The 16,911-nt window shown below is 48.6% G+C and carries 9 protein-coding genes; 1 reads left to right on the top strand and 8 read right to left on the bottom strand.

Annotated elements, in window-relative coordinates; genetic code table 11:
• Positions 1-68 precede the first annotated feature (68 nt).
• The 8 genes from KDK17_RS13040 to KDK17_RS13005 form a co-directional block, all read right to left on the bottom strand.
• Positions 69-2,219: a hypothetical protein gene (locus KDK17_RS13040; RefSeq protein ID WP_257255383.1), complete on the bottom strand. Its 2,151-nt coding sequence runs from the start codon at positions 2,217-2,219 to the stop codon at positions 69-71.
• A gap of 138 nt (positions 2,220-2,357) precedes the next feature.
• Positions 2,358-4,589: a hypothetical protein gene (locus KDK17_RS13035; protein WP_257288228.1), complete on the bottom strand. Its 2,232-nt coding sequence runs from the start codon at positions 4,587-4,589 to the stop codon at positions 2,358-2,360.
• A gap of 270 nt (positions 4,590-4,859) precedes the next feature.
• On the bottom strand, positions 4,860-7,040 hold the full coding sequence (locus tag KDK17_RS13030) for a hypothetical protein (RefSeq protein ID WP_257288227.1): 2,181 nt from the start codon (positions 7,038-7,040) through the stop codon (positions 4,860-4,862).
• 15 nt (positions 7,041-7,055) lie between these two features.
• Positions 7,056-8,855 carry a hypothetical protein gene (locus tag KDK17_RS13025; protein ID WP_257281702.1) on the bottom strand — a complete coding sequence of 600 codons (1,800 nt, stop codon included), beginning with the start codon at positions 8,853-8,855 and terminating at the stop codon, positions 7,056-7,058.
• A gap of 172 nt (positions 8,856-9,027) precedes the next feature.
• The gene (locus tag KDK17_RS13020; protein ID WP_257288226.1) at positions 9,028-10,980 is read right to left on the bottom strand and encodes a hypothetical protein; all 1,953 of its coding nucleotides are present in this window, start codon (positions 10,978-10,980) and stop codon (positions 9,028-9,030) included.
• Positions 10,981-11,232: 252 nt separating this feature from the next.
• A complete protein-coding gene (locus tag KDK17_RS13015) occupies positions 11,233-12,903 on the bottom strand; it encodes a hypothetical protein (RefSeq protein WP_257288225.1) in 1,671 nt (556 codons plus the stop codon).
• A gap of 256 nt (positions 12,904-13,159) precedes the next feature.
• A complete protein-coding gene (locus tag KDK17_RS13010; RefSeq protein WP_257255389.1) occupies positions 13,160-14,926 on the bottom strand; it encodes a C2H2-type zinc finger protein in 1,767 nt (588 codons plus the stop codon).
• 219 nt (positions 14,927-15,145) lie between these two features.
• Positions 15,146-16,621, bottom strand: a complete 1,476-nt coding sequence (locus tag KDK17_RS13005; RefSeq protein ID WP_257288224.1) for a hypothetical protein — start codon at positions 16,619-16,621, stop codon at positions 15,146-15,148.
• Between the two features lie 98 nt (positions 16,622-16,719).
• On the opposite strand from KDK17_RS13005, the gene KDK17_RS13000 reads away from it, so the two are divergent.
• Positions 16,720-16,911 (top strand): hypothetical protein (locus KDK17_RS13000; protein ID WP_257288223.1); only part of this gene is annotated, 192 nt, incomplete at its 3' end.

The raw sequence follows: 16,911 nt of genomic DNA, 5'->3' as shown, positions 1-16,911 counted from the left end.
GCGCCCCCATGGGAATCCCCCACTGATTTCTTGAATCAGTGGGGGAGGATGTCAAAGAGATCAGATCCTTACTTGTACGCTTTACTTTTTTGAGGACCAAGGCCATCCTCCTGCTGCGATTCAACGGGCTTGCGCTTTCGATGTCTTATTTTATGTTCCGTCAGGGCCTTGGCATTCTTGCACACCTTGCCGCATGGTCGCTGCTGGCCATCCTCTCCGACCACCCTCGCGTCACAGTTTTGTTGTCCGGTGTGGTATCTTCTTTTGTGATCTGAGAGGGCCTGAGGATTTTTGAAGACCCTCCCGCATGAGCGCTGCTGACCATCTTCCCCGACCATTATTGCGAAGCAGCTTTGTTGCCCCCTGTGGACTTTTCTTATGTGGCCTGTCAGGGCATTGACATTCTTGCAGACCTTCCCGCACGATTGATGCAGACCATTCTCCCCGACCACAGTCACGTTACAGGTTCGTTGTCCGCTGTGATTTTTTCTTTTGTGATCCGAAAGGGCTTTGGCGCTGCTGCAAATCATCCCACATGTCTGCCGTTGGCCATCCTCTCCGGGCACGGTCACCACGTCACAGGTCCGTTGCCCAGTGTGGAGTTTTCTTTTGTGATAGATCAGAGCTTGAGCATTCTTGCAAACCATACCGCATAGCTGCTGCTGGCCATCCTCCCCGATCATTGTCGTGTCACAGGTTTGTTGCCCGGTGTGGTCTTTTCTTATGTGATATCGCAGGGATTGACCATTCTTCCAGACCATACCGCATCGCCGCAGCTGGCCATCCTCATCGATTACGGTCAGGTCACAGGTTTGTTGCACCATGTGGTTTCTTCTCTTGTGTTCCAACAAGGTTTTAGCATTGATGCAGATCATCCCGCATGGCCGCTGCCGGCCATCCTCCCCAATCACTTTTACTTGACAGGTTTTCGGCCCGCTGTGGTATATGCTCTTGTGAGCTGAAAGTACTCCGGCATTCTTGTAAACTTTCCCGCATGGCCGTGGCTGACCATCCTCCCCAATTTCTGCCACGTCGCAGGTTTGTTGCCCGCTGTGTTTTTTTCTTTTGTGACCCCTCAGGGCATCAGCATTCTTGCAGACCTCAGCGCATGGTCGCTGCCGGCCATCTTCCCCTACTACTGTCATGTCACAAATGTGTTGTTTAGTGTGGTATTCGCTTTTGTGATCGGACAGGGCTGCTATTGAACCTTCCCGGAAAAGATGAGCTTGACTCTGACCCGATTGGGATGGTTTATAGGTTTGTTGTTGTATTTCTGAATGGGGAAGCGAAAAGAAAAGCCCGCCTTCTTTGGAAAAATGATGCAGGTTGAGAGGCTCGGCAGGGGGCGCTGAATAGTGGGCTCCCGCACTCATTGGTTGTATCGTGTTTACAGGATAAAAATGACCTTCGCTATTGAAGTATTCTCCATCAGACAAATGGGGCCACAGGCTTTCTGTGTAATTCTGCGGCCATTCAGCGGGCCCTCTGTTATCGGATATTAGCCGTAATTGACAAAAGCCATGACAGGGATGGACGAAACAATTTAAACCCAAAGTATGAAGGAGTTGTTGAGGGCTCTCGCTACCGTCGTCAGAGTCAAAATGCAAGAGGCTGATGAAATTGCCTGTGTGGTGGCTGATGGCACCCGGGAGTTGCTGCCCCGATGATTCTGATGGCTGGCCTGATTGTTGGTCTTGTCCAGAACTAAACGTTACGATGAGGGTGGCAAACGGGTGATCCTGATTCGGTTCTTTTTGTTCGATTGGGCTAAACGACGTTGAATCAGGATTCCAGTAGCTTTCTGAAAACCGACCGAGAGCAACAAACATTTCCAGAGGGAACCATGAATATGAGGTGGCGCGCAGAGAGACGTCTCCGGTAGTCAGGATTGGTTCGTAACCCAGCAGGAGGGGGGTGGCGTGGAGCCATTGCCACGAAAACGACTTAAGAATGGTCGTTTTTGCCCGGTAACCGCCAGTTCCTGATGGTTTGTCATCAGGCAGCGAATCTGATTCTGCATAGTCGTTTGTATCGGCAATGTCTGATGGGTTGTCTGGCAATCTTTGCTGATCAGGCTTTGTAGATAAGCTTTGGTTTGGATAGCCTGTTTTCCCTTCAAATTCGACAGTAAAACGTCCTGTCCACGGTTCGGCCCGACAGACGACAAAAAACAACAATGGCAGCAACAATGTTACCGCAAAGAGTGAGTGTTTAATCATTCTATCCTTGCGTCCTGATATACAGAGAGGAAGGATAGATCAAGAAAATAAGTGTGTTTTTTGAAATCCCCGGGCCACTCAGGTAAAGCCGTTAAGCCTTAATGAAGGGGAGGGCAGATCAGATCGTTCTTATTTACTTTATTGAGGTTCTTTGTCATCGTACTGCTCCCTGTCAACGAGCTTGCGCTTTCGATGTCTTCTTTTGTGATCTTCCAGAGCTTGAATATTCTTGCAGACCTTCTGGCACGGCCGCTGCTGGCCATCCTTTCCGACCAATGTTATGGCACAGGTTTGTTGTCCGCTGTGGACTTTGCTTTTGTGATTCGAGAGGGCTTGAGCATCCTTGCAGAACTTGCCACATTGCTGCTGAAGGCCATCCTTCCCGACTAAAGTCACGTCACAGGCTTGTTGCCAGGTGTGGGCTTTTCTTTTGTGATCCGTCAGGGTTCTGGCGCTTTTGCAGATCTTCCCACATGGCCGCGGCTGGTTATCCTTGCCGACCACGGTTATGGCACAGGTTCTTTGTCCGCTGTGAGCTCTTCTTTTATGATCCGTCAGAGCTCTGGCACACTTCCAGATCGTTCCGCATGGCCGTGGCTGGCCATTCTCCCAGACTAAGGTTATGTCACAGGTTTGTTGCCCGGTGTGCTCTTTTCTTTTGTGTTCCCATAGGGCGTTAACATTCTTGCAGACCATTCCACATGGTCGCCCCTGGCCATCCTCTCCGGTCACTGTTACGTCACAGGTTCTTTGCCCGCTGTGGCATGAGCTTTTGTGAACCGAAAGAACCTCAATATTCTTGTAGACCCTACCGCATGACTGTTGCTGGCCATCCTTCCCGATCACAGTCACGTTACAGGTTTGTTGCCCGCTGTGGTATCTTCTTTTGTGGTCCGTCAAGCCTTTAAGGTTCTTGCAGACAGTCCCGCATGGCCTCTGCTGGCCATCCTCCCCGATTACTGTCCTGTTACATTTTTGTTGCCTGCGATGGAAGCTTCTTTTGTGATTCCCCAGAGCGCAAGCATTCCTAAAGACAATTCCGCATGGTCGCTGCTGGTCATCCTTCCCAACCACGGTCACGTTACAGGTTTTTTTCCCGGTGTGGTATTTGCTTTTGTGACATGACAGGGATTGAGCATTGCTGAAGGCCCTCCCGCATGGTTGCTGCTGACCATCTTTCCCGACCAATGTTATGTTGCATATTATATGTTTTTTGTCGTATATGTTTTTGTTATTCGGCTGCGCTTGTGTTGTGACTGTCCGGGAAAGATAAGGTTCGCTCTGAGCCAATCGGGATGACTCCGTGGCGTTTTGCTGCGTTTTTGAATGGGTAACGGGAATCCCGACTTCTTTGAGACTACCACCCAGATCGAGTGGCCTGCCAGTGGTCATCAAGTCATCAGCGTTGAAAGGCAAATTCCAGAGCATTAAAGCATCATCATTGAGTGGCTCGGCAAGATTGGTTGTATAGGTTGTTCCGGCACTCATCATGAGCGTAGCGTTAACGGTATCAGCATGAACTATGCAACTAAAGCACTGTCCATTGGCTAAATGGGGGCATGAGCTTTGATCATGTAGTGCTCCTGTGTGGCCTGTCGAACTTTCTACGAAGTTCAGCGACCATTCAGAGGGTGCTGTGTTATCGGATGATTTTCTGAGTTTACAAACGCCACGACAGGGATAGACAAAACAATTTAAACCCAAAGTATGCAGGTGTCGTTGAGGACCGCTGTTATCGTCGCCATAGTTAGTACTCAGGGAGCCAGTGAATGAGCCTATACAGTGGGTGGATGTTCCCGGGGCTTTTTGGCTGGATGATTCAGATGGCTGGTGTGGTTGTTTATGGCCTGAGCCAAGCATTGTAGTGATGGCCGCAGACGGGTGATCCTGTCCCACCTCTTGTTGTTCAGTGAGGGTAAAAAGCGGTGAATCAGAGTTCCAATAGTTTTTTAAAAGCCAACTGACAGCGACAAACACTTCTACAGGCAACCAGGGATAAGGAGTGGAGCTTACGGGGGTATGTTTGGTGTTCAGGATCAGTTCGTAATCAACCAGCAGGGTGGAGGCATAAAGCAATTGCCACGAAATCGACTCAATAAGGGCGGGAGGGACACTGTAACAGCCATGTATCTTTTGTTTGTTATCAGCTAGAAAATCTGAACTTGCATAACTGTTTGTTTCGGCAATGTTCGACGGATTATCCGAACGTCTGAGATGGTCAAGCTTTATACGAAAGCTCTGGTTTGGAAAAACTGCATTTCGTCCAAATTCGACAATACAGCATTCTGTCAAAGGTTGAGCTTGACAGGCGACAGGCAGTGTCAGTACCAGCATTGCAGACAAGAGTGAGCGTTTAATAATTCTACACATGCATTCTAGTTGGTAGAGAGGAAGGATAGACCAAACAATAAGAGAGTTTTTCTGTCAGAAACCTTCTGTTAAAAACCAAAGCTTTGCACAGGGCAAAAAAATACCAAAGGCTGTGCCCATCTGCTTTTTTTTCTGGCATTAACCACCGTCAGTTAATGACTGAAGTTTTGCCAAGTCCATTTAAACGAGCAATGTCTTTTGGTAGTCCTGAGTCGTTCTGGAAAAACCGCCTAACCTTCATAAAAGGGTGGGCGTCAGATGAATCGCTACTTATTCACTTGGCCTTTCTGAGGTTGGATTACCCGGGGTCTCATCCACGGGCTTGCGCTTTCGATGACTTCTTTTGTGTGCCGAAAGGTTTTTAGAGCTCTTGAAGAGTTTTCCGCATGGTCGCAGCTGGCCATCCTCTCCGACCACGGCTGAGTCACAGGTTTTTTGCTCGCTGTGATGCACTCTCTTGTGGTCCGACAGAGATTGGCCATTCATGAAGACTTTCCCACATGGCTGCGGCCGGCCATCCTCCGCGATCAGGGTCATGTCGCAGGTTTTTTGTCCACTATGATATAGGTTTTTGTGACTCGCCAGAGTTTGAGCATTCTTGCAGATTCTTCCGCATGGCCGCGGTTGACCATCCCACCCGATCATGGTCGCGAAACAGGTTTTTTGCCTGGTGTGTTTTCCGCTTTTGTGACTCGACAGGGCTGCAGCATTCTTGTAAATCTTCCCGCATGGCCGAGGCTGACCATCCTCCCCGGTCACTATCACCTCACAGGATCGTTCTCCGGTGTGTGCTCTGACTTTGTGAGACGAAAGTGCCTGACTATTCTGGCAGACCTTCCCGCATGGCCGCTGATGGCCACCTTCCCCAACCACTGTTGTTTCACAGGTTCTTTGCCCGGAGTGATAGTTGTATTTGTGAGCTGACAGTATTTTGTGATTCTTGCAGACTTTTCCACATGGCCGCGACTGGCCGTCATCACCGACCACGGTTTCGTAGCAGGTAAGGTACCCGGAGTGATCCCTGATTCTGTGATCCGGGAGGGGCTTTGCTGTGCCCGCTTGTGAAGGGTGAAGTTGTCGCTGGCCCAATTGAGGTGATTCGGAAGTTGTTTGTTGTGTTTCTGAGGTTCCCATTAAGGAAAAGGGGGGGAGAGGCATTAAGGAGAGCTCGATTTCTTCGAGATACCTGCATGGATCGGCTGGCTCATTAATGAACCCAAAATCATCAGTGTTGTTGAAAGGCAAGTTCCGGAACGCTGGCGGGCAATGATTGAGTGGCCCGGAAGGGGCAATTGTATGCGCGGCCCCTGCACTTATCGAGCCTGTACAGTTTAAGTTATTGGACGGGTCACGATTAATATCATGAGGATGTGGTCCAGACAGTTGGTCGTAATGGTATGGGGGAGCACTTTCAAAAAAATCATCCAATATTTTGGAAATCCAATATTCTTCGGGCTGTTCAGCTTTTAAAGGGCCAGCATGGCCTATGCAATCATAGCTTGGTCCATTCGTGAAATGAGTGTACGAGTGTTCTATGCTATCCGGAGACCATTCAGCCGACCCTGATCCGTCGTATGGTGGTCCAAATTGACAAGCGCCATGACAGGGATGGACAAAACAATTTAAACCTAAAGTATGTGAGTGCTGTAGAGGGCTGCCGCCGCCGGAGCCAGAATAGCCGCCGAAGCCAGAATAAAAGAGGTTGGTGAAAGAGCGCCTGTGGCAAGTGGTGGTTTGCGTGGTTCTCTGGCCGGATGATTCTGATGGCTCGTGTTGTTGGTTATCTCCTGAACCCGTCATCATTGTGATAGTTGTTAATGGGAAATCCCTCTGTTTCAGCATAGATGTTGCCTCTTGATGTTCAATCAGGTTAAACAGCGGTGAATCGGAGTTCCGGTAACTTCTTAAAAACCAGCCGACAGCAACAACCGCTTCTACAGGTACCCATGAGTAGGGAGCCGGGAATAGAGGGACATCTTTGGTTTTCAGGATCAGTTCGTAACCAGCCAGCAGCTGAGTGACGTAAAGCCATTGCCACGAAATCGACACAATAATAGTCGTTCTTGCCTTGTTTCCACCCGTACTATGGCGTTTGTCATCGGGCGTTGAATCTAATTCTGCGTAGTCTTCTGTGTGGGTAATGTCTGACGGGTTATCTGGTAGTACACGCAGGTCACGTTTTATAGAAAAGCTCTGGTTTGTTTGTTCAAGCTCGATAATAAAAGGTTCTGTCAACGATTCGGCCATACAGGCGACAGACAACAACTGCAGAGACAACAATAGCAATAACACTAGCAACAACAGTAGTGTCGCAAAGAGAAGGCGTTTAATGATTTTATCCCTGTATTCTTGTTGACAGAGAGGAAGGATAGACCAAGAAAATAAGAGCGTTTTTTTCTGGAAACCCATCGAAGCGCTGATAAATCCCTGGTTGGGCCCGGACATATTCACTTTACATTCTCAAGGTTAAAGGTCATCGTCCTGATCTGTATGATCAGGCTTGCGTTCCCGATGTGTTTTTTTGTGCTCCGACGAGGTTTTGGCACCCCAACAGACCATCCCGCATCGACGCGGCTGGCCATTCTTCCAGAACACGATCGTTTTACAGGTTCGTTGCCCTGGGTGGTATTTGGTTTTGTGAGAGGATAGAGATTGAGCATTCTTGAAGATTTTCCCGCATGACCGCGTCTGGCCATTCTTCGCGATCACGACCCGGTCACAGGTTTGTTTCCCGCTGTGCTCTTTTCTTTTGTGATCCGTCAGAATTCTGGCATTCTCGCAAAGCAGCCCGCATCGCTGCTGCTTGCCATACTTCCCGATCACGGTTAAGTCACAGATTTTTTGCCCGGTGTGATATCTACTCTTGTGAGATGAAAGTGATTGAGGGTTCCTGCAGCGCACCCCGCATGGCTGCCGGCCTTCCCTCCCGACTACGGTTACATCACAGACGCTTTCTCTGGTGTTGTTTTTGTGCTCCGACAGAGTTTCTGATGCACTTGTCTGGAAAAGAGAAGGTTGGCACTGATCTGATTGATGTGACTCAGTGGTTATTGATTGTGTTTCTGAAGTTTTCACTGAGGTGAGTGTGTTTATTGGCGTAGGGGAAAAACCCGCTTCTTCGAGAAGACTACATGAATCGAGTGGCCCATGAATGAACTCAAAACCATTGGCGGTGGAAAACGTATTCTCCGGCGTACTGGCGACCCCGCCTGCGGCGAACTCGTCTATATAATTGCAGCTATTGGCCGGATTTCCAGTACTGTCATCCGGCTCTGACTCAAATAGTTGGTCGTAATGGTACGGGAATTGTTCGTCAGTGAGTTCACTCAATAATGCAAACAGTGATTTTTCCCGGGACTGTGAAGCTTTTGCAGGATCAAAATGGCTTACGCAATTAAAGCAATGTTCATCGGCTAAATGGGGGCATGAGCTTTGTCCGGGAGTTCCTGACTGAGCGGTTTCTATTTCTGGCATCGACTCTGGAGTTTTTATCGAAGCATCAGACCGCTCACAGTGCAGTTCAGCAGACTCTCCGCTACCGGATGGTGGTCGGAAACTACAAACACCATGACAGGGATGGACAAAACAATCTAAACCCAAAGTATGCAGGTTTGGTTGAGGGCCTTCGTTGCCGTCATCAGGGTCAGAATACAAGAGACGAGTGAAATAGCCTATAGGGCGGTAGGTGGCTTCCGGGGCCTGCTGCCCCGATGATTCTGGTAACTGGTATTGTGGTTGGCCTTGTTCAGGGGCTGGCATAGTAGCGATGACCTCCAACGGGTGATTCTGGCTCGCCCCCTGTTGTTGAATCAGGTTGAGTCGTTCAATCGAGTCAAATAGCGGTGAATCGGGTTTCCAATCGCTTTTCAAAAGCCAACCGATAGCGACAACCACTCCTATGGGAAGCCATGGATATGGGGTTGTGCCCAGAGGGGCGTCTCTGGTAGTCAGGATCAGTTGGTAACCAATCAGCAGGTGAGTGACTTGAAGCCATTGCCACGAAACCGATTCAATAAGGGGTGTTTTTGTGTTGCAACCACAAGATCTTTTTCGTTTGTTGTCTGGTGGCGAATCTAATCCTGCATAACCGTTTGTGTCGGCAATATATGATGGACTGTCTGACAGTGTATGCCGGTCTCGCTTTATAGAAAAGCTTTGGTTTGGAGACCCCGTTTTCTGTTCGAACTCGTCAAGAAAGCGTTCTGTAAATAGTTCGGCCTGACAGACAACAGATGACGCAAGTAGTGACAACAGTAGCAACAACATCGAAGTCGAAAAGAGGGAAAGTTTAATAATTCTATCCTTGCCTTCTGGTTGACAGGGAGTAAGGATAGACCAAGAAAATAAGGGCGTTTTCTTTCAAAAACCAATGAAGTGTTGCTGCACTATTTAAACGATCGTTGTCTTTTGGGAGGGAGATCTCATGAAAGGGCCGGTGTCAGATCAGTCGTTTCTTATTCACTCTTCCTTCTTGAGGACTGGAGTTATCGTTCCGGTCCAAATCACTGGACTTGCGTTTTCGATGTGCTCTTTTGCGATCCCATAGGACTTGTGCATCAATGCACTGCTTTCTGCATGGCCGCGGCTGACCATCTTTCCCGACCAAGGTCACGTCACAGGTTTGTTGCCCGCGGTGGTCGCTGCTTTTGTGATCTGTCAGGGCCCTGGCATTCTTACAGATCTTCCCGTATGGTCGCTGCTGAGCCTTTTCCCCAGCTAAGGTTATGTTACAGGTTTTTTGCTTACTGTGGTCTCTTGTTTTGTGATTGTAGAGGGCTTGAACACCCTTGCAGACCTTTCCGCATGATCGCTGCCGACCATCCTCCCCGACCACGGTTACTTGGCAGGTCCGTTGCCCGCTGTGGACGTTTCTTTTGTGGTTCGACAGGGACTTAGCACTTTTACAGACCGTTCCGCATGGCCGCAGCTGGCCGTATTCCCCGACCACGGCTACGTCACAGGTTCGTTGCCCGCTGTGGACATTCCTTTTGTGATTAATCAGGTCTCCATTATTTTGGCATAGTTTCCCGCATGGTTGCTGCTGACCATCCTCTCCGACCACGTTCACGTCACAGGCTTTTTGCCTGCTGTGGATTCTGGTTTTGTGATTTGATAAAGCTTTAGCATTTTTGCAGGTTGTCCTGCATGGTCGCTGTTGGCCATCCTTCCCGATCACGGTTACGCCACAGGTTTGTTGCCCGCTGTGTTCATTTCTTTTGTGATCCGTCAAGACTTGACCATTCCTGCAGATCTTTCCGCATGGTCGCGGCTTGCCATCCTCGCCGATCACTGACACTTCACAGGTTTTTTGTCCGGTATGGTATCTGCTTTTGTGAACCGAAAGGATTTGAGCACTCCTGCAGATCTTTCCGCATGGTCGCGGCTGTCCATCCTCCCAAATCACTATCACTTTACAGGTTTTTTGCCCGTTAGCATCAGTTGTAAAGGGGTCTCCTGTTCTCATTGATTCTGAGGGAACCCTGTCTACAGAGTGGCAGCTATTGTCTCTGTTCACGTTAATGCCGTATGGTTGTGGCTCAGATACTTCTCTGGAATTGCATTGAAATTGAATATCAGGGAGATCCAGCGATGGGTATGGTTGGGAGCGTGCATTGAGTAAAGGAGCATAATGACCCATGCAACTAAAACAGTATCCACTGGCCAAATGCGGGCATGAACTCTGCCCGTAATTCAGTGGCCATTCAGCGGGTTCATTGCTATCGAATGATAGTCGGAAACTACAAACGCCATGACAGGGATGCACGAAACAATTAATATCCAAAGTATGTTGGTGTGGTAGAGGGCCGCTATTATCGCCGCCAGAGCCAAAATCCGGGGGACTGGTGAAAGAGACGGTAAGGTGACTGTTGGCTTTTGGAGCTTCCCGATCGGATGATTCTGATGGTTGGCCTGATGCTCGGGCTTGTCCAGAGCCAGGCATTAGAATAATGCCCGCAAATGGTTGATTCTGACTCATCTCTTGTCGATCAGTCAGGCTAAGTTGTTCAGTGGGGTTAAACAGTGGTGAATCGGAGTTCCAATAGTTTTTCAGAAGCCAACTGACAGTGACAACCGCCTGGAGAGGTACCCATGAATAAGGAGTGGCGCATAGTGGGCCATCTCTGGGGGGCAGAATCAGTTCGTAAGCAAACAGCAGGTCAGTGGCGCAAAGCCACTGCCACGAAATTGATTCAATAGGGGGCGTTTTTGTCCTGTAATCGCAAGCTCTCTGTCGTTTGTCATCAGTTGGCGAACCTGATTCTGAATAGCCGTTTGTGTCGGTAATATCTGATGCTCTGTCTGACAGTGTATAGCGGCCATACTTTATAGAAAAACTCTGGTTTGGAGAAGTTGTTTTCTGTTCAGGCATGACAATATAACGTTCTGTCAACACTTCGGCCTGGCAGATGACGGACAACAGGAGCAGCAGAGGTGTCACAAAGGGTGAATGTTTAATAATTCTATCCTTGCATTCTGGTGACTAGAGAGGAGGGATAGATCAGGATAATAAGTCTATTTTTCGTGTAAAACCCACTGAATAGCCGTAGCATCTCTTTAGGTTAACATTGTCTTTTGATTACCCCTTATCGCTCCGCAAAAAATTGCTAACCCCTCCTGAAATAACGGGTGTCTGATCAGATCGTTACTTATTCACTTTACTTTTTTGAGGACTCAAATCATCGTCTCGATTTTTATCAACAGGCTTACGCTTTCGGTGTCTTCTTTTGTGCTGAGAAAGGTCTTTAGCATTCTTGCAGAGTTTTCCGCATGGTTGCTGCTGGCCATCCTCCCCGATCACTCTGAGATCACAGTTTTTTTGCCCGCTGTGGAATGCCCTTTTGTGAACCGACAGGGCCCCGGCATCCTTGCAGATTGAACCGCATGGCCTCGACTGACCATCCTCTCCAATCACTGCTGCGTCACAGGTTTTTTGCCCAGTGTGGTATATGCTTTTGTGACTCGACAGGGATCCGGCATTCTTGAAGACCTTGCCGCATGGCCTCGGTTGGCCATCCCCCCCGATCACTGTTAAATCACAGCTTTTTTTCCCAGTGTGGTATGAGCTTTTGTGACCCGACAAGGCTCCGGGATTCCTGCAGATTGTCCCACATGGTCGCTGTTGGCCATCCTCTCCGAATACGATTACATCACAGGTTTTTGGCCCGCAGTGTGCCCTGCTTTTGTGATCCGACAGAGCTTTGGCATTTTTGCAGACCTTTCGGCATGGCTGAGGCTGGCCATTATCACCGATCATTACCTCGCCACAGATTTTTGGCTCGCAGTGGTATCGGTTTTTGTGAACCGTGAATAAACGAGTATTCCTGAAGATCTTACCGCATGGTCGCTGGTGACCATCCTCCCCGACCACTGTCATGTCACAGGTTTTTTGCCAGGTAGCTTCAGCTGTAGAGGCTGCCCCTGCAGTCACTGAGTATGAGGTGACCCCGGATAAGGCGACCCCGTCTAGGGCGACCGCGACCCCGTCCAAGAATAGTTGGCCAGACCATTGGCGCTGATTGACAGGCGGGCCATCCATTGTTTTGGAGAGCGAAGTGTTTACAAAATCAAAGTTATCTATGCAGCTAATGCAGTGGCCATATGCCAAGTGGGGGCATGAGCTTTCTAAGGAATTCAGAGGCCATTCAGCAAACTCTCTGCTACCAGATGATAGTCGTAAACTGCAAACGCCATTACAGGGATGGACGAAACAATCCAAACCCAAAGTATGCTGGTGTTGTTGAGAGCCTCTATTACCGCCGACAGAGCCACAATACAGGGAGCTAGTGAAAGAGCTTGTAGGTTGGGGCGGCGCTTGTGGGACTTGCTGCCCCGATGATTCAGATGGCTGGCCTTGTTTTTGGACATGTCCGGGGCTGTGCATCATAGCGGTGATCGCAAACGGGTGATCCTGACTCACCATCTGCCGTTTCATCGGGTCAAACAACAGTGAATCGGGATTCCAATAGCTCTTTAAAAGCCAACGTAAAACGACAACAACTTTTACAGGTACCCATGAACAGGGGCTGTAGCATAGAGTGGCGTCGCTGGTGGTCAGGATCAGTTTGTAATCAACCAGCAGACGAGAGGCATAAAGCCATTGCCACGCAATCGATTCAATCAGGGTCGATTTTATCCCATAACAGCTGGGTCTCTGTGGTTTGTCATCAGGCAGTGAATCTGATCCTTCATAGCCGTTTGTATTGATAATATCTGGCGGTTTGTCCGGCGGTGCATGCTGGTCAGTCTCTATAGAAAAGCTGCGGTTTGTCAGGCCTCTCTTCAGTCCAGGCTCAACAATATAATGTCTTCTCAACTGATGAGCTTCGCAGGTGGCAGACAACAACGTTAGCACTAACAGCAGTGTCGCAAAGGGTGGTTGTTTAATAATAGTGTTCTTGCATTCTGGTGGGTAGAGAGGAAGAATAGATCAAGATAATAAGTGTGTTTTATTATAAAAAAACCAATGAAACGCTGCTGCATACTTTAGAAAAACATTGTCTTTTGATGGTCACTTATCGATCCGGCAAAATCGCAAACCTTCATTAAAAAGCGAGTGTCTGATCAGATCGTTACTTATTTACTTTACCTTTTTTAGGGCTGAAGTTATCGTCTTTATTCAAATCATCAGGCTTGCGTTTTCGATGTCTTATTTTGTGCTTCATCAGGGCATGTATACTGTTGAACACCTTCCCGCATGATTGCTGCTGGCCATCCTTCCCAACTACTTTCAGGTCACAGGTTTGTTTTCCGGTGTGGTATATTCTTCTGTGATTTGCCAGGATTTTAGCATTAATGCAGACCATGCCGCATGGTCTCTGCAGGCCATCCTCTCCGATCAGTATTCTGTCACAGGTTTGCTCTCCGGTGTGATCTTTTCTTTTGTGACCCGACAGGGCTTTAGCATTAATGCAGACTTTGCCGCATAGTCGCTGCAGTCCATCGGCTCCGGTCAGTGTTCTGTCACAGGTTCTTTGCCCAGTGTGATATGCGCTTTTGTGGACCGACAGGGCTCCAGCATTCTTACAAACCGACTCGCATGGCCTTGGCTGGCCATCGTCACCGATCACGGTTACCTTGCAGGTTCGTTGCTCGCTGTGGACTTTGTTTTTGTGGGATGCCAGGGATCGAGCATTCTTACAGAACTTCCCACATGGCCGTGACTGGCCATCTTCGCCGTTCACTGTCACGTCACAGGTCGTTTGCTCGGTGTTGTTTTTGTTTTTGTTTTTGTGATCCGGCAGAGTCGGTAATGTGCCTGTCTGGGAAAGATGAGAATAGCTCTGACCTGATTGAGGTGACTCAGTGGTTGTTTGTTGTGTTTCTGAGGTTTCCACCAGGGGAAGAGTGTCTGTGGATACAAGCGAGAACCCGGCTTCTTCGAGAAGACCGCATGGATCGAGTGTCTCATAAATGAACTCAAAATTATCAGCGGTGGAAGACAATTTCTCGAGCGTGTCAGTGGCCACTGCAGCCACTGAGATTGAGGCGTCCCCCCCTGTAAGGTTGCCGCTATTGGTCAGGTTCCCACTGTGGTCATCCGGCTGTGGCTTCAATGGTTGATCGTAATAGAATGATAATTGTTTGTCATTGAGTTCACTCAATAGTGCGAAAAGCGATTTTTCCTGAGACTGTGTAGCGTTTTCAGGCTCAAAATGGAATATGCAGCTAAGGCATTGCTCATCGTTCGAATGGGGGCATGAGCTTGGTTCGGGTGTTGCCTCTATTGGTCGGAATTGACAAACGCCATGACAGGGATGAACGAAACAATTTAAACCCAAAGTATGTGATTGTTGTTGAGGGCCTCCGTTATCGCCGCCAAAGCCAGAATACGGGAGGCTCGTGAAAAAACTTGTAGAGTGGGTGGTGGCTTGTGGGGCTTGTCGCCCCGGTAATTCTGATGACTGGTGTGGTTGTTGGTTATTTCCAGAGCCCAACATCAGAGTAATGGCTGCAAACGCTTCCACAGATAGCTGCGAATAAAACTCAGAGCTTAAATAGTGGTCTCTGTTTTTCAGGATCGGTTCGTAACCCAACAGCAGTGAAGAGGCGCACAGCAAGTGCCACGAAATCGACTCAATAATGGTCGTTTTTACTCTGTAAACGCCGGGGCTTTGTGGTTTGTCATCAGTGGGGGAGTCTGAGCCTGCGTAACCGTTGTCATTGGCAATGACTGAAGGGTTGCCCGGCAATCCGGGCAGGTAATGCTTTAAAGAAAAGCTTTTGTCTGGAGAATCTGCACTCTCTTGAAGCTCGACAATAAAATGTTCTGTCAACAGCTGAGCCTGACTGGAGGCAGATAACGATAGCAGTAACGCAAAGAGTAAGTGTTTAATCATTGTATCCTTGCATTTTCTGATTTGAAGGGTGCAAGGATAGACCAAGAAAATAAGCGAATCTTTATGTTGAAGACCTTCTGCGAAAAATCTATTGAAACACTGTGCACTCGTCGGTGAGCAATGACAGCGTGATCTCTGGTCATCCGAGCAACAGATGAATGATTTCAGCCATCGCTTTAGACGAGCAGTGCCTTTGGATGAAAGGGTGGGTATTGATCGCTATTTATCCTTCTTATCTTCACTTTGTGATTGATGCGCTTTCTGTTTGTGAGATCTCAAGTCTTCAGCACGACTAAAGATCCTTAAGCATGGTTGCTGCTTGCCATCCTTTGAGACAACTATCTCCATACATCTTCTTCCAATGCAGTGGAAGTCTCTTTTGTGACGTTCCAGCACGAGAGCATTACTGAAAACTCTATGGCACGGTGGGCCAGAGACCCCGTACCCGAGTGGTTCGTCACAGATTTTTTGCCCGCTGTGGTCTCTTTTTTTGTGAAGCTCCAGTTCTCTTTCACTCATGCAGGCCTTTTTGCATGGCCGACGCTGGCCATACTTCTCCCTCACTGTCTCGTCACAGGTTATTTTCTGGTTGGGCTTTCTTCTTTTTTGCATCGACATGGCTCGATAATACTCCCTGCAGGCTATCCCGTATGACTGCATCTGGCTGTCCTTCCCGACCACTGTTGCGAAACAAGTTGCCTGCCCAGTTTGGTATTTGTTTTCATTATACGACTGTGTTTTCTCTGTGCCTGAATGCATCTGATCGTCCTTCCTGACTATTTTTGCGAAACAAGTTGCCTGCCCAGTTTGGTATTTTTTTTCACTATACGACGGTGCTTTCTCAGCGCCTGACGAGGAAAGGTGAACAGTTCTGTGTTTTTGTTGGTCTGCTCTGCTGTGCTGGTCATTTGCATGGTGATCAGGAGCATGGCTTATGAAAGTGAACTGGTCTCCACTGTCCAAATTGGGCATAGAACTTTGCTCGGGTGTTGCCTGTGATTGTCGTAATTTACAAGCACCATGACAGTTATCTACGAAACAATTTAAACCCAAAGTATGTTGCTGTTGTTCAGGGTGTCCGTTACCGTCGTCAGAGTCAGAATGCTGGAGGCTAGTGATAGTGCCTGTATGTTGGGTGGTTGTCCCTGAGCCTTGCTGGCCGGATGATTTTCGTGGCTGGCCTTGTTGTGAGCCATGTCCGGGGCTAAGCATCATGGTAGTGATCGCAAACGGGTGTTGTCCGCTCGGGTTAAACATCGGTGAATCGGGGTTCCAGTAGCTTTTCAAAAGCAAACCGACAGCGGCAAATGCTTCCATAGGTAACCACGAACAAGGGTTAGCACTTGGGTGGCCGTCTCTGGTTTTCAGGATCAGTTCATAACCCACCAGCAGACCAGTGGCGTAGAGCAATTGCCACGAAAGCGATTCAATAGTGGATATCCTTACTCCGAAAACGCCGGATCGGTGTGGGTTGTCATCAGTGAGGGAATCGGATCCTCCATAGCCGTCGGTGTCGACAATGACTGAAGGCTCGCCCGACAATCTGCTCCGGTCATGCTTTATGGAGAAGCCTTTGTCCGGAGATCCTGTACTCTGCTGAAACTCGACAACATAATGTTCTGTCAACAGTTGAGCCCGACAGGTGACAAACAACGACAGCAACAGCAGCGCCGCAAAGAGTGAATGTTTAATCATTGTATCCTTGCACTTTCTAGTGTAAAGAGTGCAAGAATAGACCAAGAAATTAAGCGTATTTTTCTGCCAAAGATCTTTCTTTAGGCGAGTGGTGTCTTTTGATAGTCCGGGACCGCTTCGCTAAAACCGCACACTTCATCAAAGAAATTGTTGCAAAAGCGGTGGGCAAAGCTGAGCTACCCTTCCAAAAGGTTTTGAAAGAGTGGGTGTCAGATAAATCGCTGTTTATCCTCTTGCTCTTCAGAAATGCCAAAGCCCTGTCGGTTCACAGAAGCTCAAAACACACCAGA

It is taken from the genome of Endozoicomonas sp. SESOKO2 (assembly GCF_024606245.1).
GTDB lineage: Bacteria > Pseudomonadota > Gammaproteobacteria > Pseudomonadales > Endozoicomonadaceae > Endozoicomonas_A.
The sequence above is the reverse complement of the archived record's forward strand: the minus strand, read 5'-3'. Positions and strand labels throughout refer to the sequence as shown.